26 protein-coding genes are annotated in these 20,785 nt (G+C 35.3%); all 26 read right to left on the bottom strand.

Features of this window, described 5'->3' with window-relative positions; all coding sequences use genetic code 11:
- Positions 1-28: 28 nt before the first annotated feature.
- Positions 29-1,030 carry an IS30 family transposase gene (locus HYN48_RS13965; protein ID WP_108372774.1) on the bottom strand — a complete coding sequence of 334 codons (1,002 nt, stop codon included), beginning with the start codon at positions 1,028-1,030 and terminating at the stop codon, positions 29-31.
- A gap of 199 nt (positions 1,031-1,229) precedes the next feature.
- Complete coding sequence (locus tag HYN48_RS13960) at positions 1,230-1,598, bottom strand: hypothetical protein (protein ID WP_108372772.1); 369 nt, start codon at positions 1,596-1,598, stop codon at positions 1,230-1,232.
- 197 nt (positions 1,599-1,795) lie between these two features.
- Positions 1,796-2,374, bottom strand: coding sequence for an XAC2610-related protein (locus HYN48_RS13955; protein ID WP_108372770.1), 579 nt, complete (start codon positions 2,372-2,374; stop codon positions 1,796-1,798).
- 169 nt (positions 2,375-2,543) lie between these two features.
- A complete protein-coding gene (locus tag HYN48_RS13950; protein ID WP_108372768.1) occupies positions 2,544-2,993 on the bottom strand; it encodes a hypothetical protein in 450 nt (149 codons plus the stop codon).
- Between the two features lie 171 nt (positions 2,994-3,164).
- Positions 3,165-3,686, bottom strand: a complete 522-nt coding sequence (locus tag HYN48_RS13945; RefSeq protein WP_108372766.1) for a hypothetical protein — start codon at positions 3,684-3,686, stop codon at positions 3,165-3,167.
- A gap of 410 nt (positions 3,687-4,096) precedes the next feature.
- On the bottom strand, positions 4,097-4,534 hold the full coding sequence (locus tag HYN48_RS13940) for a hypothetical protein (protein WP_108372764.1): 438 nt from the start codon (positions 4,532-4,534) through the stop codon (positions 4,097-4,099).
- A gap of 65 nt (positions 4,535-4,599) precedes the next feature.
- Positions 4,600-4,722, bottom strand: a complete 123-nt coding sequence (locus tag HYN48_RS15425) for a hypothetical protein (RefSeq protein WP_483866652.1) — start codon at positions 4,720-4,722, stop codon at positions 4,600-4,602.
- On the bottom strand, positions 4,694-5,044 hold the full coding sequence (locus HYN48_RS15215) for a hypothetical protein (RefSeq protein WP_146171814.1): 351 nt from the start codon (positions 5,042-5,044) through the stop codon (positions 4,694-4,696). The genes HYN48_RS15425 and HYN48_RS15215 overlap by 29 nt, the downstream gene beginning before the upstream one ends.
- A 176-nt stretch (positions 5,045-5,220) precedes the next feature.
- Positions 5,221-5,730, bottom strand: coding sequence for a hypothetical protein (locus HYN48_RS13935; protein WP_108372762.1), 510 nt, complete (start codon positions 5,728-5,730; stop codon positions 5,221-5,223).
- A gap of 158 nt (positions 5,731-5,888) precedes the next feature.
- Entirely contained in the window at positions 5,889-6,431 is a 543-nt protein-coding gene (locus HYN48_RS13930; protein WP_108372760.1) for a hypothetical protein, read from the bottom strand.
- A 1,149-nt stretch (positions 6,432-7,580) separates the two neighbouring features.
- Positions 7,581-8,183, bottom strand: a complete 603-nt coding sequence (locus HYN48_RS13925) for a hypothetical protein (protein ID WP_146171813.1) — start codon at positions 8,181-8,183, stop codon at positions 7,581-7,583.
- Between the two features lie 168 nt (positions 8,184-8,351).
- The gene (locus HYN48_RS13920; RefSeq protein WP_146171812.1) at positions 8,352-8,888 is read right to left on the bottom strand and encodes a hypothetical protein; all 537 of its coding nucleotides are present in this window, start codon (positions 8,886-8,888) and stop codon (positions 8,352-8,354) included.
- Between the two features lie 638 nt (positions 8,889-9,526).
- Positions 9,527-10,411, bottom strand: coding sequence for an XAC2610-related protein (locus HYN48_RS13910; protein WP_146171811.1), 885 nt, complete (start codon positions 10,409-10,411; stop codon positions 9,527-9,529).
- A 147-nt stretch (positions 10,412-10,558) separates the two neighbouring features.
- Positions 10,559-11,593 carry a RelA/SpoT domain-containing protein gene (locus HYN48_RS13905; RefSeq protein ID WP_108372749.1) on the bottom strand — a complete coding sequence of 345 codons (1,035 nt, stop codon included), beginning with the start codon at positions 11,591-11,593 and terminating at the stop codon, positions 10,559-10,561.
- 158 nt (positions 11,594-11,751) lie between these two features.
- Positions 11,752-12,396 (bottom strand): acyl carrier protein, encoded by a 645-nt coding sequence (locus HYN48_RS13900; protein WP_108372747.1) that lies wholly within the window; start codon positions 12,394-12,396, stop codon positions 11,752-11,754.
- Between the two features lie 135 nt (positions 12,397-12,531).
- The gene (locus tag HYN48_RS13895) at positions 12,532-12,963 is read right to left on the bottom strand and encodes a DUF5412 family protein (protein WP_108372524.1); all 432 of its coding nucleotides are present in this window, start codon (positions 12,961-12,963) and stop codon (positions 12,532-12,534) included.
- A gap of 207 nt (positions 12,964-13,170) precedes the next feature.
- Positions 13,171-13,581 (bottom strand): hypothetical protein, encoded by a 411-nt coding sequence (locus HYN48_RS13890; RefSeq protein WP_108372745.1) that lies wholly within the window; start codon positions 13,579-13,581, stop codon positions 13,171-13,173.
- 220 nt (positions 13,582-13,801) lie between these two features.
- Positions 13,802-14,296, bottom strand: a complete 495-nt coding sequence (locus HYN48_RS13885; protein ID WP_108372743.1) for a hypothetical protein — start codon at positions 14,294-14,296, stop codon at positions 13,802-13,804.
- A gap of 174 nt (positions 14,297-14,470) precedes the next feature.
- Entirely contained in the window at positions 14,471-14,896 is a 426-nt protein-coding gene (locus HYN48_RS13880; RefSeq protein WP_146171810.1) for a DUF4304 domain-containing protein, read from the bottom strand.
- Positions 14,897-15,760: 864 nt separating this feature from the next.
- Positions 15,761-16,036, bottom strand: a complete 276-nt coding sequence (locus HYN48_RS13875) for a biotin/lipoyl attachment domain-containing protein (RefSeq protein ID WP_108372739.1) — start codon at positions 16,034-16,036, stop codon at positions 15,761-15,763.
- Positions 16,037-16,234: 198 nt separating this feature from the next.
- Entirely contained in the window at positions 16,235-16,777 is a 543-nt protein-coding gene (locus HYN48_RS13870; RefSeq protein WP_108372737.1) for a hypothetical protein, read from the bottom strand.
- A gap of 166 nt (positions 16,778-16,943) precedes the next feature.
- Entirely contained in the window at positions 16,944-17,285 is a 342-nt protein-coding gene (locus tag HYN48_RS13865) for a hypothetical protein (RefSeq protein ID WP_108372735.1), read from the bottom strand.
- Complete coding sequence (locus tag HYN48_RS13860; RefSeq protein WP_108372733.1) at positions 17,273-17,584, bottom strand: hypothetical protein; 312 nt, start codon at positions 17,582-17,584, stop codon at positions 17,273-17,275. Before HYN48_RS13860 ends, HYN48_RS13865 begins: the two co-directional genes overlap by 13 nt.
- 170 nt (positions 17,585-17,754) lie before the next feature.
- Positions 17,755-18,750: a DNA-processing protein DprA gene (locus HYN48_RS13850; RefSeq protein WP_108372728.1), complete on the bottom strand. Its 996-nt coding sequence runs from the start codon at positions 18,748-18,750 to the stop codon at positions 17,755-17,757.
- A gap of 2 nt (positions 18,751-18,752) precedes the next feature.
- Positions 18,753-20,018, bottom strand: a complete 1,266-nt coding sequence (locus HYN48_RS13845) for a hypothetical protein (protein WP_108372725.1) — start codon at positions 20,016-20,018, stop codon at positions 18,753-18,755.
- 151 nt (positions 20,019-20,169) lie between these two features.
- Positions 20,170-20,727, bottom strand: a complete 558-nt coding sequence (locus HYN48_RS13840; protein ID WP_108372723.1) for a hypothetical protein — start codon at positions 20,725-20,727, stop codon at positions 20,170-20,172.
- Between the last annotated feature and the right edge of the window lie 58 nt (positions 20,728-20,785).

Genomic DNA, 20,785 nt, shown 5'->3' with positions numbered 1-20,785 from the left:
CAACTTTTAGTAAAAATAATGAAATTATTCAAAGCGGAATTTTGTCGAGTATTAATTCTTTAAAAACCTCGATTGGTGACCTCACGTCGAGGACCTTCCTTGGTCGTTCATTGAGTTCCTTCTGCACTTTTTTCAGATGCGCTTTTGAGTGCACTGACAGGTCGGTTCCCTTCGGGAAATAATCGCGGAGCAATCCGTTCGTATTTTCGTTTGTGGGCCTTTCCCATGGGCTGTATGGGTGTGTAAAATAGACTTTCATTTTGGTTGTTTTGGTGAGTAATTTGTGTTGTGCCATCTCGGTCCCATTATCGTATGTGAGGCTCTTTCGCATGATTTTCGGCAGTTTTGCCAATTCCTGCTCGAATGCCTTTCGGACTGTGGCTGCCTCCTTGTTCTGCAGGTGTACCAGGATGACATAGCGTGATGACCTTTCGACCAGTGTACCGATGTATGAGCCGTGTTCCTTCCCGACAATGAGGTCGCCCTCCCAATGCCCCGGGATCTGGCGTCCCTTCACTTCTTCAGGCCGCTCATCGATGCTTATCCGATCGGTTATCTTTACGTCGCGTACGGCTTTGGTATGCCTTGATCCGCGTGTTTTTCGCTGCTGCCGGAGCTGTTTGATGAGTTCCTCCTTGAGTGATTTCTTGCTGTGGAGGTATACAAAATAATAGATGGTTTCGTGGCTTGTCTGCATGTGTTTCTGGTTTGGGAATTTCTTTTTTAAAGATAATGAAATCTGCTCCGGTGACCATCTTTTGCGCAGGTGTTTCACCACATAATCATACAATTTCTTGTTGCCTGAGATCTTCGACCGTCCATAGTTTTTGGCGCTGCATATCTTAACGGACCTGATATGTGCATTGATTGCCAGATAGGTTTTGTAATGCGTTTTCTTAAGTTCTCGGGTGATGGTGGACTTGTGCCTCCCAAGTAAAACAGCGATAGCTGAGGCGGATAATCCCTTATCAAAAAGCTTCTCAATCTGTATCCTTTCAGCAAGATTTAAACGGGTAAATTTTGTTTTCATACAACACTAATTTAGGTTAAAAAGTGTTGCGTTAGTTTCCTGAATCGGCGCAAAAATGTCGCACAACGTCCTGCGGCTTCACGTCAGTTGCGGCATTTGGAACTGAGTATTCTCGAATGGACAAAACGAAGTTATGGAAAAAAGAAGTTCATTTTACAATGAAAGTAGCAATTGCGTGAAACCGCTGTTAGCAGCAGGTTTAATCAAGAGCAAATTCCATCACTTTGGAAAAAACTAATAAAGATCCAGCTAAATAACAGGAGAAAGTGAAAATTGCAAGTTTCAGATTCCATGTTGGTTTGTATTTAAGAAACCAAATCATATTAACAATTAACCAAATGAAAAATCCAAAGAATGATAAAATGAAACTAACAATTATAATAGTTTGATAAGCATAATATAAAAAAAGATTGTCCGGATTAATTCCTGAAATGTTTGTGTAACCCAAAATAACATTTGCATGGATATAAAAAGTGATAAGCGTAATTATAAATATTAAAGGTGAAATTGCCAAACCATAAGTAACATATTTAAATTTTTTTTCAGCGTTTAGAGTGAATTTTTCCATGAGTTTAAAGTCGTTGATTTGAGTTCGGTCGCCCAAAACTTGCTGCTAACGTCCAGCGGCTTCACGTCAGTTGCGGCATTTGGAACTGAGTACTCTCGGCTGGACCAAACGAAGTTATGGAAAAAAGAAGTTCATTTTACAAGGGAAGCAGCAATTGCGTGAAACCGCTGTTATATGCCGTTTCAATATTTTTTCATTTATAATCTTATCCAAGTTTGCTTTCTATCATTATATAAATATTTTATTTCCTCATTGCTGACTGAATTTATTCGAGACCTGACACTGAGCGTTTTTTCTTTGCTGTCTATATAATATGGAAAGTAAGCGACTTCATCAGATAAATATTTATCTAATATAAATTGCTCATTTTCAGATTGAATATAAAAGTTATAAAGTGGACCGCCATTTCCACCTTCTTCACGCTTTAGAGCAACATCTTCTTTTCCATCGAAATTAAAGTCTACAACAATCACGTCGCCGAAATCGTTGTCAACGGATTTTAGAAAAGTATCTGTTGCATATGAATTATTATTTACACAAGGATAACTTTTAGACGTGAGAATAGATTCACTTTCAATAACTATAGTCTGAAGTTGTATTTTTTTGATTTTATTAAATACTTTCACGACAATTCGAGTTTTGCTTAAACTACTTGGATCATCTGATTTTGCCATTATATCAAAATCGAAAGTCTTAGAAAGTTTCCAGTCAATACAGTTTTGAGCACTACAAATGCTTGAAAAAATGAAGATCAAAAATGTAAATTGTTTTTTCATGAGTATCGGTATCGGTTTTCAGAAATGGCATATAACGTCCGGCGGCTTCACGTCAGTTGCGGCATTTGAAACTGAGTACTCTCGGCGTGGACAGAACGAAGTTATGGAAAAAGCGGTTACATTTTACAGGAGTAGAAGCAATTGCGTGAAACCGCTGTTATGCGATGTATTAATTGATTTCTTCTATTTTAAGTTTTGCGAATTCTAAAATTAATTGAGCAGCCTTCAAAAAGTCAGTAAAAGTAAATATTGCGTCATCTTTATCTACACCCCATATAGAGTAGGAGATATTGTTTGAAAGAGATCCAAATTTAATTGTAGTAACAGCGCCATCACCGCCAATCTCAAAACCTTCCGCCATTTTTTTAGGTTCAATATTTATAACTGCATTGTATAATTTGTCGAAACTTTCTCTACTCAATAATGTGTCTCTACATTTTTCTCCTACACAAGCCCTCAATTTTACAGGTTCTGCATTATTTACGAATGATGATTCAATTCGTACACTAGTAGCGAAATTTTGCCAAGAGTGTTCATATATTAATTCAATGTAATTGATTTTATCACTTTGGGCGTAAATACTTAGATTCATAAAAAGGAAAAAAAGAAGTTTTCTCATGGTAAGGTTTTTGCGGTTTGTCAAATATATCGCATAACGTCCGGCGGCTTCACGTCAGTTGCGGCTTCTGGAACTGAGTACTCTCGGCTGGACAGAACGAAGTTATGGAAAAAGGTGTTACATTTTACAAGAAAAGTAGCAATTGCGTGAAACCGCTGTTAGCAGAAGTTTTTATTCGAGTCGTTTCGACAGGTTGACATTCAATTTCTCAACCTTCAAATCAATCCTAATAAGCTCAATAATCTTTTTAAGAGTCAATTCTAAATTGTCGTAAGCCGTTATAGTTAACTCGGCATTTTTATGAAAAGCAGAAGTAACGAAATGAATAGATTCATGGGAAAATTCATCCAATCTCAAATAGATATCATTAGGTAATATTGGAATGCATCGAAAAACAACTTTTTGAAAATCATAGCCAAGTTTATAATAATTACCGCATTCCTTTTCATAAAAACTGACCCAATCTTCATTCGTTCCTTCATAGTCTTGAACTTCTTGTACAAGTTGAAATAACAATTCATAAGATTCGCTTGCTTGATATATCAAGTCTTTATATGCGATAACTTTTTCCTGAAAGATATAATCTTGGTTAGTTTTATTGCGGTCTCTTCTGTAGTTAAGAAAAGTAATGAGAAGAGCAAATATTGAAATTGCGCTTGCGATTAATGCGATGATGTCCGACGATATTACCATGCGTGGTTTTTAAAATTTCTGCTAACGTCCGGCGGCTTCACGTCAGTTGCGGCGTTTGGAACTGAGTACTCTCGGCTGGACAAAACGAAGTTATGGAAAAAAGAAGTTCATTTTACAAGGGAAGCAGCAATTGCGTGAAACCGCTGTTATGCGTTGGTTTTAATATTGATCCCAAGACAATGTAAACGTATGTAGTCACAAGCCAATCACCCAAAACCAAAAAGGAGCGCAGCTCCAACTTTCAACACAACAAAAATCACGCATAACGTCCGGCGGCTTCACGTCAGTTGCGGCTTCTGGAACTGAGTATTCTCGGCTGGACAAGACGAAGTTATGGAAAAAAGAAGTTCATTTTACACGAAAAGCAGCAATTGCGTGAAACCGCTGTTAGCGGCAGGGCTTTTTTTTGATCAATCACTTTCCAGTTCTTTTTCAATTGTCCATGGCATTTCAATGTAAAACTCGATTTGAACGAGACGTTCTACATTGGGAAAAAGTATTTGTCCGTCAGGTAAGCCAAAATTAATGATTAGATTATCGTTTAAAGGCAGTAGCCCAGTTTCATCTTCTAATTTCGTAATTTCCCCTCTAAAATGAAATAGTGCAAGATATGAATGCAAACCATTTTTCAACTTTTGCAGATGTATGTTGTCAGCTTCTTTAGTGTAGTCTATTCCAAGTTCTGCCAGCAAAGTTTTAATTTCTTGGGGAAAAATATCTTGTCTGTTTTTTACAAAATTTCTGCAGTCATTACATTGGCAACCATCAGCGATTCCGCCTTTAAGATTACTGTAAATTTCATCGTTGTATTTTTTATCAGCAATTATTTCCCAATTTCGAAATTTCATATTGTAATTTTCTAGATTTTTTGCGGCGACTGTCTTGTCCTAAAATAGGTTGACTGTTTTTGTTATTAATTCAGGCTATAATATTTGTATTGATGCATTTGATTCTTATGTGCAAATTCGGGAGTTTTCATCTCCAGGCTGTAATGCCTCCTTTGATTGTTATAAGTGTTTACAGCCTCTTTGAGCATTTTCTTTGCCATAACAATAATTTAACTCAGAAAATTCAGAAATGTAATCAACATATATGTTGTTTGGTTTAAACCGTCTGTTATAATTCTGAATTAAATCCCATAAATATCTATATTCCTCATTAAACTCAGCTTGTAAATAATAAAAATTATACAGAAACAAATTTGTAAATAGTGTTTCACTAGTATGAATGCTTTCGTGCAGCTTTTCCAAGCGATCTACTGGTTTCTTGAAACGCAGTACTCTGTTAAAAAGTTCTAAGATGTCACTAGAAGTATTGACATTTTTGAAATCAATAATTCTAATTTCGTATTTTCTCATTTAGTTTATTGGTTCAGTACGTTCAGTTGCTATTTCAGCTAACGTCCGGCGGCTTCACGTCAGTTGCGGCTTTCGAAGCTGAGTACTCTCGGCTGGACGAAACGAAGTTATGGAAAAAAGAAGTTCATTTTACAAGGGAAGCAGCAATTGCGTGAAACCGCTGTTAGCAGAAGGACTTATTCGTTTCTTTCCAGGAGTAATTCATTGATAGCAATCTTAGCTTCTTCAACTAATTGTCCGCTTTCCAACTTTTTTCGCAACTCAATTTCTGACAAGTTTTGAAAATTATTTTTAAACATACGTGTCTTTTTTTCTTTGTGATATTGAATCTCGGTTTCATCTTCTTTAAACCAATTTTGTCTTAAATCCACAAATTTTTCAATTTGTGTAAAAAACAAAACACAAAACAATATTACAGAAGGAATATTTAAACGACCTCCAAAAATATGAAAGTATAAGCCAAAAGCATAGCTAAAACTTACAACATTAAAAATAGATAGAAAAATCAGTAATGCTAAAATTCCGAAGCTAAATTCTCGAAATTTATTATATGTTATTGTGACAATGGAAAGTCCAACTATTCCAAAAATGAAATTTACATTATAATTTTTAACTAAACATATTGAAGTAATGATACTGATCCAAAGTATCGAAATTATGATTATCAGGCTCGTTTTTTTCGTCATTTTGAGGTAGTCTTTCTGCTAACGTCCGGCGGCTTCGCGTCAGTTGCGGCTTTTGGAACTGAGTACTCTCGGCTGGACAAAACGAAGTTATGGAAAAAAGAAGTTCATTTTACAAGGAAAGCAGCAATTGCGTGAAACCGCTGTTACCTGCTGGCGCATTATTCTAAATCCAATTCGTTATTAATAATTTGGCTTTCGCTTTTTCTATCTGATTTTCTTTTTTCAGACTTTTGTTTTTGTACATATCTATTGATATTTCCAATACACATTTCGTACTCGGCCATAAACGAGCCTTGCTTAATCATTATGCCATTCATAGGACATGTTTCGTAACCACAGTTATGCTTGGAATATTCTCCGAAATTCTTGTGTTTTATTCTTTTTTCGCGCAATATTTTTTCCTGATTTATAAATATTTTACGCCACATTTCTTCCTTGTCACCATCCGTTAGTTCTAATCCTAAAGTTTGCACCTTTATGTAAGTCCAAGGATCTTTTACTTGCAAAAAATTAAATGTCTTTTCAAATATTTTGTTTGCATAATCTCTAATGGAAATTTTCTGTTCGAGATTAAGTTTTTCATTTTCTGAAAGTGAACGATATAATCCCAAAGTATTAAAGTCAGAATATTTTTTATAATTATCGATATAAAAAAAATAATCTTCAAAACGCAAGCTGTTAAATTGTTTTCCTATCTCCATAATTTGATTTTACTCGATTTTTGTAGCGCTTGCAGGTAACGTCCGGCGGCTTCACGTCAGTTGCGGCATTTGGAACCGAGTACTCTCGGCTGGACAAAACGAAGTTATGGAAAAAAGAAGTTCATTTTACAAAGGAAGTAGCAATTGCGTGAAACCGCTGTTACAGGCTGTAGCGACACACAACAAAAATCACACAAAGTAACCACAAAGAAAATCTGCTGCAATTGGTTTTTATAGATTTTCCGCTTTTTTTGAGGTTGCAATTTTAAGTGCAAAATCCTCAGCTGTAATTTTCCGGACAACAAGAATTGACAAAGATTTTAAGCAAGTTTAAGCCAGATTGCGTTTAGCTGAGATTTCTCGGCGACACGAAAACGTAAATGAAATTGACAAAATTTCAATGAATACTTTCAAAGTCAAATCCACAAAGTTTATTCCCAGGAAATAGGAGAGAAGTGATTTTAAATTTGCGCAAGCCGAATCTTTTCAACTACGAAAAATAGTCATTTCTGCGACGGAGCTATTGCCTGTAACGTCCGGCGGCTTCACGTCAGTTGCGGCATTGGAACTGAGTACTCTCGGCTGGACAGAACGAAGTTATGGAAAAAAGAAGCTCATTTTACAAAGAAAGCAGCAATTGCGTGAAGCCGCTGTTACAGGCTGTTGCGACACAAGCGCATAATCACGCAAAGTAACCACAAAGAATTTCTAATGCGATAGTTTTTTTGAGATCCACGTTAAGTTTAGAATTTTGAAAAGGAAATTTTCAGCATTTTTCAAGACAAAGAAATTGACAAAGACTTAAGCAGCAATACAACCCAATTGAGCTTCGCAGAGATTTCTCGGCAAGAAGAAAAGTAAATGGAGACCAGAAAATCCCGGCCAAGGTTTCAAAGCTGAGCCACAAAGTTGCTCTTTGAAAAATAGGAGAGAAGTTAATTTGTGATTACACAAGCCGAGCCACTCAATTACGAAAATCGTCATTTCGGACACGGAGCAATTGCCTGTAACGTCCGGCGGCTTCACGTCAGTTGCGGCTTCTGGAACTGAGTACTCTCGGCTGGACAAAACGAAGTTATGGAAAAAGGTGGTTCATTTTACAAGAGAAGCAGCAATTGCGTGAAACCGCTGTTACAAGCAGTCGTAATTTTACCCTCCGCTCGTTCTTCGTAGTTCTGATAAAAGTTTATTTCCTTCTTCAAACAACTTCATCCATTTTGAAGAATTGTTTTCAAAGTTTGGCATTATATCCTTACCAACATACATTCCTTTATTTGTAAGTAAAAAAAATTGTACTTCATTTTTTCCAGGCAGTGAAGTTTGAGTGGTTTTGGTCGCTTGATCAAGAAAAGTTTTTGCAAGATTTGTAAACTGCTTGGAAGCAATATTTACATTTTCATGTTGTCCGCCACCAATAACACCACCTCCAGAACTCAGATATAAGCTTGCATCTCCAGTAACATATGAAATTGTTGTTGCTATTGCACCGTCCATTTCCCAATCCATAATTACACCGTAAACGGACACTTGATCATTTGGCAAAGTAAGTCCGAGTTTTTCGGGTGTTACTGAAAAAGCTAATTGACGAAGCTCGGGAAACGTATTTTCTTTTGTTGTGTGAACTCTGGGTTTTATTGTATCCTGCAGATTTGCATTACTATTTTTTTCAGCAGCTTTTCTGTTACAACTGCTAACATAAAAGCTAATGGACATTACCAGTATAATTGCGACTACTATGTAAAGGGATTTCATTTTACGACGATTTTTTTAACGATTGCTTGTAACGTCCGGCGGCTTCACGTCAGTTGCGGCTTCTGGAACTGAGTACTCTCGGCTGGACAGGACGAAGTTATGGAAAAAGGTGGTTCATTTTACAAGAAAAGTAGCAATTGCGTGAAACCGCTGTTACCAGTAGTTTTTTTATCCCCTACCGTTAACATACATTTCAAATAAACTTTCTGTTGCCAAATTTATTTTTATTTCCCAATGATTACTACATCCATCTTCCCAAGTTTCTATTTCTTTTTTCCAGTTTTCACTTTTATCTCTTCGAAATCCTTTAAGTTTTTCAATAATAGTCAGTTTGTTTTTGTTGAAAGTAACAAATATTACTTTTTCATTTTTATTGTTGTAGTAACCAAAATATTGTCTTCTGTAAATATTTAGATTATTATGAATTATTGGACAACCGTTACCTTGATTAAACATTTTATGATTTGCTTCACGAATCTTTTCACGCAATATTTTTTCAGCTTTTTGGATTTCTTCAAGGTTAGGAGTAAACCTTTTTACATTTTGCAGGCGCATAAAACAAACTCCAGTTTCATAAAAATTGGTACCAATTATTTGTCTTCGCTTTACTATTTCTGAAAAGTTTGAAGGTTTTTCAATAATCTTAAATTTTGAATTGCAAGAAACGAGAAAGATTAACAATATTAAACTAAATGTTTTTTTCATAGCGAAGTTTGAAAAATTACTGGTAACGTCCGGCGGCTTCACGTCAGTTGCGGCGTTTGGAACTGAGTACTCTCGGCTGGACCGAACGAAGTTATGGAAAAAAGAAGTTCATTTTACAAAGGAAGCAGCAATTGCGTGAAACCGCTGTTACAGGCCGTTGCGACACAGTTGCTGAATCACACAAAGTAACCACAAAGAAATTCTGATTTAGTTTTAAATTTTAAGTGAATACGATTCAACGCAACAGATTTTAAGTAAATTTTCAACGCAAAGAATATCGACAACGACTTTCCGCAGCTATTTCGCCTGATTGCGTGCAGCAGAGAACTCTCGGCTGGGAGATGCGAAAATAGTTATACAAACTTCCCGGCGACTCTAACACAACGTAACCACAAAGATGCACCGTGAAAAATAGCGGATAAGCCAAATTTACTCAAACACAAGCCGAACGTTTCATTTTAAGGGAATCGTTCTTTCGGAGACGCGGAGCTATGGCCGGTAACGTCCGGCGGCTTCACGTCAGTTGCGGCTTTTGGAACTGAGCACTCTCGGCTGGACTGAACGAAGTTATGGAAAAAGGCGGTTCATTTTACAAAGTAAGTAGCAATTGCGTGAAACCGCTGTTAGCGGTTGCCGTTTTATTCATATCCGCTTCCTGTAAACCAGTCATAGCCTTCAATTTTCTTATATTCTGTCGGTACCGAATTCAGAAGTTTTAATGTCTTGAATTCGTCACCATATGGTCTATCTGCTGATATTATAACCTTTCCTGTTTTTCCTCTCTCGTTTCTTTCGTATGAGACATATTCCAGCGTGTCTACTTTCTCTCCGTTCCATTTGTATTTATACATCTCTGTTTCGCCCGGATGTCCATAACAAACGCCTCTTATTATTTTCTCATTTGGTGAAAAAGTTGGATTTATAAATTCAAAGTTCTCTGAAAATGCTTTTTTGTCTTTTCGCAAAAGATAAACATTACTGAATGCTTTTAAACAGCAACCTGACGAGCCATACCAATTAACTACTAAGTCATTTAGTCCGTCACCGTTAATGTCCCGAATTGTGTCGTTTACATAGGTCATAGTCCACTGTTCGTGTGAAATTACTTTTTCAAATTTATTTTCGCCCTTTGCATAGATGTCAATATAAATAGCACTTGGCTCGTTTCTCCTTATTATAAGATGGGGATTTGTCTTTGTAAAATGGTAGTCTAAATTAATTTCGACACTCACTGGAATACTGTCAGGCGATACTTCATACTTCTTAATAAATCTGTTCTTACTGATATTTTGGTTTGCAATTTTTAATGCGTCTTGTAAAACTTTATCAAGTCGTAAACTGTCTGCGTTGTCTTGCTTTTCAATTGCTCTTCTTTTTTCTAAACGCTCTTTTTCTTTTTTGTCATTACTTGTCTGCAAACTGTTAGTTGTAACCAAAGGAATATTCCTTTTGTCATTGGTTTGTCCGCACGAAAAAAGTGTAATTAAAATTCCGATTGTCAATATGTGTAGTGTCGTCTTCATACGGTTACCGCTAACGTCCGGCGGCTTCACGTCAGTTGCGGCTTTTGGAACTGAGTACTCTCGGCTGGACAGAACGAAGTTATGGAAAAAGGCGGTTTCTTTTACAAAGAAAGTAGCAATTGCGTGAAGCCGCTGTTAGCCGTAGTTCTAAGGAATGGAAGGTAGTACAAATCCAGATAATTGGTGGCAGCCATCTTCAATATATTTGATAAAATCTTGCGCATCAGTAAAATAATTTTTGAAGGCTAGTCTTACTTCTGAACTTGTATCTGCCCTTACTAATACGATATCTAATTTTGGATTCTCTTTTTCAAGTTTGAAAAGTTCTCTTAATGCATCTGTTGCATCCCGAAAATCTTTAACGTCAAGCGTTCCATCATCATTAAATATTAATATAGAATTTTTGTTCTCTGTGATTTTTGTGTTAGGAGCAGCATTTAAACTTTTTAGAGTTCTTATTAAATGCAATTCGCTATCAAGGGAAATAAACTCATCTACAAGATCCTTATCTCCAATTTGTGGACATGGTCCTGTTTCATTTTCAAAAGCTCTTGCAAGTATCTCACTTGCAAGTATCATCGCGCGCTCATACCGCTTGTCACCTCGTTCAAACTTGGGTTGATTTTCTGTAATAATCCCAATAATTTCTACAGTCGTTGCCCATGCATGTTGAATCAATGTTCGAAATTGGATTTCAATTAATAAGCCTTGAAGACCTTTTCCTACGTTTGAACGGACATTGTAGCTATAGACATCGTGAATTCCCCGATATCCACTTCTTTTAGGTCTTTTTATGTAATCGTATTTATCAATATCATTTCTCCTTTTGTGGGCGAATCTTGCAGTGTGCAATTTATTTCTAAATTCATAAAGTTCATGAGTATTTGAAAAAATCAATCTACATCCAGCCACATCATCCATTCTTGATAATTCCATGTCAGGAAATCGAAATAATTTGTCAATAATAGTATTTCGTCGTTTATGACGTTGAGCAACAATAATGTTAGAACCTTTCGTACGCGTTCTTAAAATCGCTTGAAAAGTATTTAAAACGGCTCTATGTGCCTCTCGCCATTCGTCGACAATTCGATAATGTTCTAAATCGATTGTATCAGTTTTAAGGCTATCACCAGCTTTATTTACTTTGGTTTTTGAACCTCCAGGAAATGTTTTATACTCCATGTTTTTTTAAGAATTACGGCTAACGTCCGGCGGCTTCACGTCAGTTGCGGCATTTGGAACTGAGTACTCTCGGCTGGACAAAACGAAGTTATGGAAAAAGATGTTTCATTTTACAAAGTGAGTAGCAATTGCGTGAAACCGCTGTTACCAGATGTGCCTTATTCCTGCTCGAAGCACAATTCCTCCCGAAACCACTCTGTTAGCAGTGCTTCTGTTTCATTACGATTAAAAGTTGTTGAGTTTCGCCTGGAGTTCACGTAATTTTCTCTAGAAACATATTTTACAATATCAGCTACTGTTTTTAGATGCAATTCTTTGCCAAATATTTCTCCAAGTTTTAATCCAATAATTGAAAGTAGAAAACCAAGTAAACCAATTTTCCAACTCCAATATATATAGACTATTGATAAAATTAAAATTATTATAAATGAACCTGAATACCAATCAGGAGCTTTTAAGATAGAAACTTTAAAACCTAAATCTTTTTCAATATTTTTTATGATGTAGCGCCGGTTTTTTATTGGAAACAAATCACTTAAAAGTGTAGTGGTTGAAATACTCCTTAAATCAATGCTTAAAACAGCTGCGAATGATTTTCGCAACTTATAAAACGCTTGTTGTTTTGTACAATCCTCATGATTTTCAAGTTGAATTTTATTGATAACAATATCCATAAGTTCGCCAAAATTTTGAACGTCTTTAAAATCTTCATTTCCAAAATTTAGTTGAAATGATTTCTCAACTTTAATTAGAAAGTCTTCAAGATCGTCGTTGTCTACATTTTTAAGTTCAAAGTTTCTCATGGCATTTCTGGTAACGTCCGGCGGCTTCACGTCAGTTGCGGCATTTGGAACTGAGTACTCTCGGCTGGACAGAACGAAGTTATGGAAAAAGCGGTTACATTTTACAAGAGGAGCAGCAATTGCGTGAAACCGCTGTTAGCGGTAGTTTTTATTGTATAGAATCGTGATTCCATCTAATTTATTTTCCTTTTTAAATATTCTAATTTTTGAATCGTAAGTGATCAATACTTTGTTATTGTTAAGCCAAGTAGCTTTTAAATACACATTTCCATTTTCATCGATTTCTGCATCACCGTAATTTCTATCCGCAGAAAAGATATTTCCCTCATCATCGTGTTCCAATTCAAGATTATGTCTTAAAAGACTAACCTGTGTCGAAAAATCTGTTGTAGCGCCACAGTTTCTTTCGAAAACCAAAATCTTGAATTGCTTATTTGGTGAAAAAAATGTACTTGCAACTTTATTTCCACATGGATTCATATCATAGAAAACTAATGCCCAAAAAGCAATAAACCCTATGATTACTAAAGTAATCATGATCAATACTATTTTTAGTGCTTTTTTCATACGTGGTTTTAGAATCCTGCGCGGCTAAAATTACCGCTAACGTCCGGCGGCTTCACGTCAGTTGCGGCATTTGGAACTGAGTACTCTCGGCTGGACAGAACGAAGTTATGGAAAAAGCACGTTCATTTTACAAGGAAAGCAGCAATTGCGTGAAACCGCTGTTAGCGGTAGTAATATTTTTGCAAGTGCCTTTTCCGATATATTGCATTAATTATTAATCATTTTTTCAAACTTCCATTTTTCAACTTTTTTTATTCTAAGTATTCTATCTTCAAGTTTAGAATTGTAAGAACACCTAGATTTTTCAAATCCAATCCAATTTGGGAAATATTTTTTTGCCATTTCAAAAATATTTTTATCAAAACTTTTAGAGCGCATAGCTCCGACATAATTTTCAGGATTGACAACTAAATTCATTCTATGACTTATAACGTATTTAAAAGCATCTTTTAAGTGATGATTTTTAAGATCCCATAATCCTTCATCTTCCCAAATAAATGCTCCAGACATCATTTCGTATTCCATTTTAGGATTAGATATTTTTGATTTTGTTGGTAAAGTTTGCTTATTTCTTATGAAGCAAATCAAAATCCATGTTTTTAAAATGAAATCTTTCATCTTTAAGGGTATTTTATAAAAATCAACTTTTTAGCATATTCGTTATTGAGAATGATTTTCGGTCATTTTTTAATTATTACCGCTAACGTCCGGCGGCTTCACGTCAGTTGCGGCATTTGGAACTGAGTACTCTCGGCTGGACAGAACGAAGTTATGGAAAAACCACGTTCATTTTACAAGAAGAGTAGCAATTGCGTGAAACCGCTGTTATATGACGCAGCTATGCTTTTTTAAATTGCCAATTCATTAAGGCTAATGATATAATAGGATGTGGCCAAGTTTCAAAACTCACTAAATTTGCTCTTACCGGAATTATTGAAGTTGAATTCCACTTTTTACTTGCGGGAGTAAGCATTATTGCTTCGTAAATAAGATCTTTGTTGAAAGGATTTTTTACTTCAAGCATTGAAATAATATTTTTACGATCCTCATTTTCTTGATGAAATTTGATTTCAATGGTTTTTTTGGGATTGACATTCTTTTCAACGACTTTCATTGAGGAGATTGAATCGGCAGTTATTTCGCATTCAATAAAAACTGATTCACCGCAGTAAATTTGTAAAACTTTATCTTTTACAAAATAAGGACTTTCGTCGATGTCAGAAACATATTGTTGGGTTTCGTTTGCAGCAATTTCTAATTTAAAAGCCTTACGATTGGTCTGTGCTATGCAACAAGAACTAAATAAAACTGTTACTAAGAGAATTTTCATCATACTTTATAAGTTATTTTTGGGTGCTGTGTCATATAACGTCCGGCGGCTTCACGTCAGTTGCGGCTTTTGGAACTGAGTACTCTCGGCGTGGACAGAACGAAGTTATGGAAAAAGGTGATTCATTTTACAAAGGAAGCAGCAATTGCGTGAAACCGCTGTTAGCAGCAGGCTTTGCTATTCAATTTCGGACCAATATCTCTCCATTATCGGAATTCTTTCAATTACTTTATTAGCAAGTTTGTCAAATTTATTCCCAAAACTGAAGAGACTTTTTTTATCATATCTAAACCAAGAATCTGTACTGTTTTCTTCAAATTCCGAATCTTGATAAATTCTCTGCCTGGTATTTAAATCATGTGCCGTTAATTTTTTAAGCTCAATAATTTTACCCCAATGAGTTTTGTATTCTCTGCCTTTATAATTTGCAAGTTCAATTACAAATCCACCACCATGTCTATCAAATTGAAAAGTTAATAAGTTAGTTATGTCACCTTCAGTTCGTCTAAAATGCGGAAAACTACCAGAGAAATTTATTTTTCTCAATTCCGGAATAAAAATTCTATTTAAAGAATCTATCATGTGATCTCTTTCTACGCTCATGTTTTTTTTAAGCTTGCTGCTAACGTCCGGCGGCTTCACGTCAGTTGCGGCATTTGGAACTGAGTACTCTCGGCGAGACAAAACGAAGTTATGGAAAAAGATGTTTCATTTTACAAGGGAAGTAGCAATTGCGTGAAACCGCTGTTATGCGTTGGTTTTAATATAGATCCCAAGACAACGTAAACGTATGTAGTCACAAGCCAATCACCCAAAACCAAATAGGAGCGGAGCTCCAACTTTCAACACAACAAAAATCACGCATAACGTCCGGCGGCTTCACGTCAGTTGCGGCATTTGGAACTGAGTACTCTCGGCTGGACAAAACGAAGTTATGGAAAAAAGAAGTTCATTTTACAAAGGAAGCAACAATTGCGTGAAGCCGCTGTTACAGGCTGTTGCGACACAGGCGCAAAATCACGCAAAGTAACCACAAAGAATTTCTACCGCGATAGTTTTTTTGAGATCCAGGTTAAAGTTTAGAATTTTGAAAAGGAAATTTTCAGCATTTTTCAAGACAAAGAACTTGACAAAGACTTAAGCAGCAATACAACCCAATTGAGCTTCGCAGAGATTTCTCGGCAAGAAGAAAAGTAAATGGAGATCAGAAAATCCCGGCCAAGGTTTCAAAGCTGAGCCACAAAGTTGCTCTTTGAAAAATAGGAGAGAAGTTAATTTGTGATTACACAAGCCTAGCCATTCAATTACGAAAATCGTCATTTCGGACACGGAGCAATTGCCTGTAACGTCCGGCGGCTTCACGTCAGTTGCGGCATTTGGAACTGAGTACTCTCGGCTGGACCAAACGAAGTTATGGAAAAAAGAAGTTCATTTTACAAGGAAAGCAGCAATTGCGTGAAACCGCTGTTACAGGATGTGGCTATTTGATCTATAGGACTTAATAACACAAAAAATCGTTCCAGATAAAATCTGTTCACCCTCTAAAATTGTTTGTATTATAATTCCATCAGATTCGGATTGATATTCAAGTTCCCAACCTACGCTTTCAAAAATTGCTATAGTTTGATCTTTATAAACGAGTTGCCTGTCTTTTACGAGCCATTTAGTTAGCGTCGAATCTCTATTAACAGACATACTTGGAACTATTCTTAATTCAGTAATAGTGGGAATTTTATTTTTCATTAGACCCTACATTTCTAACTCTGTTAGGTTATTTATACGCGCTGCGCTGCCATTTCCTGTAACGTCCGGCGGCTTCACGTCAGTTGCGGCATTTGGAACTGAGTATTCTCGGCGTGGACAGAACGAAGTTATGGAAAAAAGAAGTTCATTTTACACGAAAAGTAGCAATTGCGTGAAACCGCTGTTATATGCCGTTTTTTATTCGACTATTTCTACAAACTTATTATTTTGAATTTTATATTCAATACTTGTACTGTCTCTCTGGATCACGATATTATTACATTCTGATTCTTTCGGAATAAATTTAAAGAAAGAAGATTTAATAATGTAACGATTTCCAATCTTCTTAAAATAAGACAAAACTGGATCAGATGAACTAACCTTTAATTTCGAAACGACTTGTTTCTGTTCCGTATTGTATATGCAATAGAATATATCTTCCCATCCAACTAGTTTATTGGTAAACCTATAATGAGGGCTATATGTATCTGAATATGAAATTAAAAAGTGTTCGTTGTCAAGTTTTTTTCTAAAACCATAAAAATATTTATGCTCAGCGTTAAAATTTGATGGATTAATTTCATTAGTTGCCATTAATATATCAATGTTGGTTGCAGAAATAGGTTTCGTGTAGAGAGTTTTACCAGTTTCGGAGTTTTCGAATTTATTTAGAAAATCACATTCTTGTTTTGAACAGGCAGTAGAAATAAGAACTAATATCAATAATTTAAATTTCGTCATTTTTCAGTTTCGTGATTTAAAATGGCATATAACGTCCGGCGGCTTCACGTCAGTTGCGGCGTTTGGAACTGAGTACTCTCGGCTGGACCGAACGAAGTTATGGAAAAAAGAAGTTCATTTTACAAAGGAAGCAGCAATTGCGTGAAACCGCTGTTATATGCAGCCACTAAAATAATCCTCTTGCGTGAAGTACACCAGTTTTCTTAAGTTCAAAAAGTTCTTCCACGTAATTCCCCATTTTTGCACATGCTTTTTTACCTTCTACTTCGTAATATGGTTTGACGCGAGTTTCAATTACTTCGTTATCAATATTGCTGATGTCAATACAAATTTGTTCTTTGAAAATTATGTTTTCTGGTTGGAAGGGTGGATTTTCATTGTACTCATGCCAATATTCGAAATCTTTACCAGGCGTTGCCCACCTTCCATCGATTGTCTCATATACATCAGAATATTGATATTTTTGGTGATACCACTTACCATCTTTATTTTGACTTACATATAACAATACGTTCTTGAACTGCGTAAAAATTGGAACACCATAGCGATCACGACACGAAATTCTAATGTATCACTTTGAATATGACCATACAATTCTTTAATCACTTTATATTTTACTGTGAATAGATTGTCAAATGAGTATTCTTCAGTCTTAATCCTTTCGACATCAATTTTTTCTCCCACAAAAACAAATAATTTTACTCTGTCAAGTTCAGGATGACTCGGATCAATTGGAGGAGGGACATTTTGCGCATTGCTAAAAAAAGCTATGCATAAAACTGCAAAAAAATATAAATGTTTTTCCATGAGTTCTGAGGTTTGGTTGCATATAACGTCCGGCGGCTTCACGTCAGTTGCGGCTTTTGGAACTGAGTACTCTCGGCGTGGACAAAACGAAGTTATGGAAAAAAGGTGGTTCATTTTACAAGGAAAGCAGCAATTGCGTGAAACCGCTGTTAGCGGCTGGCTCTCATGTTTCAACTAAATAGGGTCGTGTGTTTGATAATTTGTTTTTCAGAATTCAAAATGTTTTCAAACTCTTGGTAATCATCTCTTGACTTTATCGTAAAGATGGTACTAGTCAAAATTTTGTCTTCTTTTATTTCGGTAAATTTGGAAAGTCCTTTTTTCTTATTTTCAATAATCTCAATATTGGCATTGTAATTTAAATTAGTATAATCGGCTTGGATAGGATTGATTATTGCAATTGGTCGAGCAGTTTCACAAAATGCTTTAGTAGTAAATCTCGAACCTCCATCGATTGAACTTTGAATTATTACAAGTCCTTTGGATAGTCCAGCTTGAATTCTACAAGATTTAACTACGGTAAAAGTGTCTTCTTTTTTGTCGGGTGGTATTTCGGATATTAATAAACCTCCGCTTTCTAATGTTCTTTCGGCATTTTCAGCTGTTCTTTTCAAAAGAGTTTTTTTTGAATTATAATTAAGCCCGCCAGCTAAAACGCCAATAATCTTTTGATGAAAGTTATTGTTTTTTTGAATTGCAAAACTATCAATTCCTTGAGCCAAACCGTTACAGATGTTCCAGTTTACTTGAGAAAAATAAGAGCCAATTCGTTCAGCGATTTTTTCGCCATTTTCATTTGGTTCGCGAGTACCAATTATGCAGATAGTATTCTGATAAAGTAGTTCTAAATTACCTTTACAATAAAGAATAGATGGAGCATCCTTTAGTTCTTTAAGAATTGGAGGATAATCCTCACTTGTCAAATCAATAATTTCTATATTTTCTTGTTGACATTTAAAAATTATTTCCTTTGCATATTCAACAGATTCGAAAATAATATCGTCTTCAAAAAATTTATTGTTTGGTTCTATAATGCGTTTGATTTCTTCTACATAATTTGAAGAATTAAAACAATTATTCGAAATAGCTTTTTTAACAAATGCGGGGCCAATGCCTTTAAGATTTGCCAGTGCAATTATTCCTGTGATTTTAGTGCTATTTCTCATTTTTAAATGATGTTAAATATATAATCTCCGCAACCAATGCCTCCATATTGTTTAGGAGTACAAGATAAAAATTTTGTTCCTTTTGTTCTGTTAATTTTCACTTGTAGTTTGGTTCCACATTTAGGACATATTTTTTCACTATGAACATTTGAAGTTAAATAGAATAATGTAATAAATAAAATGTTTTTTGCGCCTTTCTGTATAAACTTTCCGCAAATTGAATATGCCGTTCCACCTGTTGTAAATTGATCGTCTATAATAATTACATTTTTGTCCTTCAAGTCAATGCTATCATTAAGGAAAATATAATTGTCAACAAATTCTTTTCGCCTTTGATAATCTTGTTGATTCCTTATGCTGCCTTCAACCTCGTCCTTCCAATTAATTAATTTTAACTTGTCTACATTTGTTTGAACAAGTTCAAATAGCTCATATAATTTATTTGGAGGCTGAGTAGTAGTTTTATCAGAAACATATGTGAAATAGTCCCATATAATTGATGGCATACTTTCCTGAACATGGGAAATGAAATTAGAACTTGCGTTAGCAAGTTTTAGTAAAGTTTCTCTTGACCTATCTGGTCTGTGAAATTCAAAATATTTATCAGTAACAGCATATTTATCACATTCACCGTTTTGTTGCCTACCTAAAGCTCGATATGCAATAAATCGATCAGCATATTTTGTTGTCTTGAACTTCACAGCCTTTGAAGAATTGAAATTTTGAAAAATTGCCTCAACCGCTAAGAGATTTTGTAATGGATTTTTAATGATTTCAATAATGTCATTAAATGTTGATGCATAATAAGTTGAGCCACTTTTTAAATGTTTCCAATCTTGTCCAATCCCATCTCTGTTTTCTACACTTGTTGCTTTATAAAATGAGGTGAGTATTGTTTTTAAATTTAAAACCCTTCCTAATTCTATATCTAACCATGTGTCGCCGACAACAATAGTATTGTCAATATTCCATTCAGGAACTGTATCTTGCAAATAAATTAATGTTTTTGAAGGATTAGGCTTTTGAGAAAGGCTTAATGCTGGAATATTAAAAATATTCTCGGCAATTTTATTTACATATTTTGGATGACTATCTGAAATTATTATTGGATTATGTCCTTGTTCGATTAATTCTCTTACAAATTCCTTTGCTCCAGAAATTATTGGAATTTGATTAACATCAGTTTCCTCAAGACCATCTTTTAAAGGCTTAAACTTTTCATGAGCAGTATCTGTGAGTGTTCCGTCAAGATCTAAAAGTAGAATCATATTGCGCGATTTTTTTGAGCTTGCCGCTAACGTCCGGCGGCTTCACGTCAGTTGCGGCATTTGGAACTGAGTACTCTCGGCTGGACAGAACGAAGTTATGGAAAAAGGTGGTTCATTTTACAAGGGAAGCAGCAATTGCGTGAAACCGCTGTTACCTGATGTTTTTACTTTTTAGCAGGGACATTGATTCAAAGATGATTAATATCAAATTGTAAAACAGTAAATAATATCCTATTTGAATTTGATTTATATCATCAAATATTTTTCCTAAATAGAGTAGTAGAAGAGGTATGGATAGCATTAATAGATTTGCTATACCTACAAAAAAAACTGCTCTATAATTTTTAAGAAATGAAAATATGACTAACGAAAAAATTAGTATGATTGAAATTGTATATGGCAATAATACCCATGGTGGACTTGGTAAGTCACTAATAAAAATAAATCCAGCTTCGTAACCATTGACCATTAGGTCCTGTTTAGCATCATTAAAATTCTTAATGGTTTCTTGCTTTTTTAACGTAAGCTCTTCAAACGTGTAATTAAATTCCTTTTCATTTTCTGAAACTTCAGTAGCATTCTCATCTACAACCTCAGAAAGAGGGCTGTTTTTTAAAAGTTTGTTATGTGAGATATTATCATCAGAGCAGGTTTGAAAGAACGGCAGAAACAAAATAAAGAGATTTATTACCACAAGCTTTTTAATCATAGTACAATGTTTTTTAATCGTTAATTTCTACTTCGGACGCCTTAAAATATCAGGTAAC

This window comes from Flavobacterium magnum (assembly GCF_003055625.1).
Lineage (GTDB): Bacteria > Bacteroidota > Bacteroidia > Flavobacteriales > Flavobacteriaceae > Flavobacterium > Flavobacterium magnum.
The sequence above is the reverse complement of the archived record's forward strand: the minus strand, read 5'-3'. Positions and strand labels throughout refer to the sequence as shown.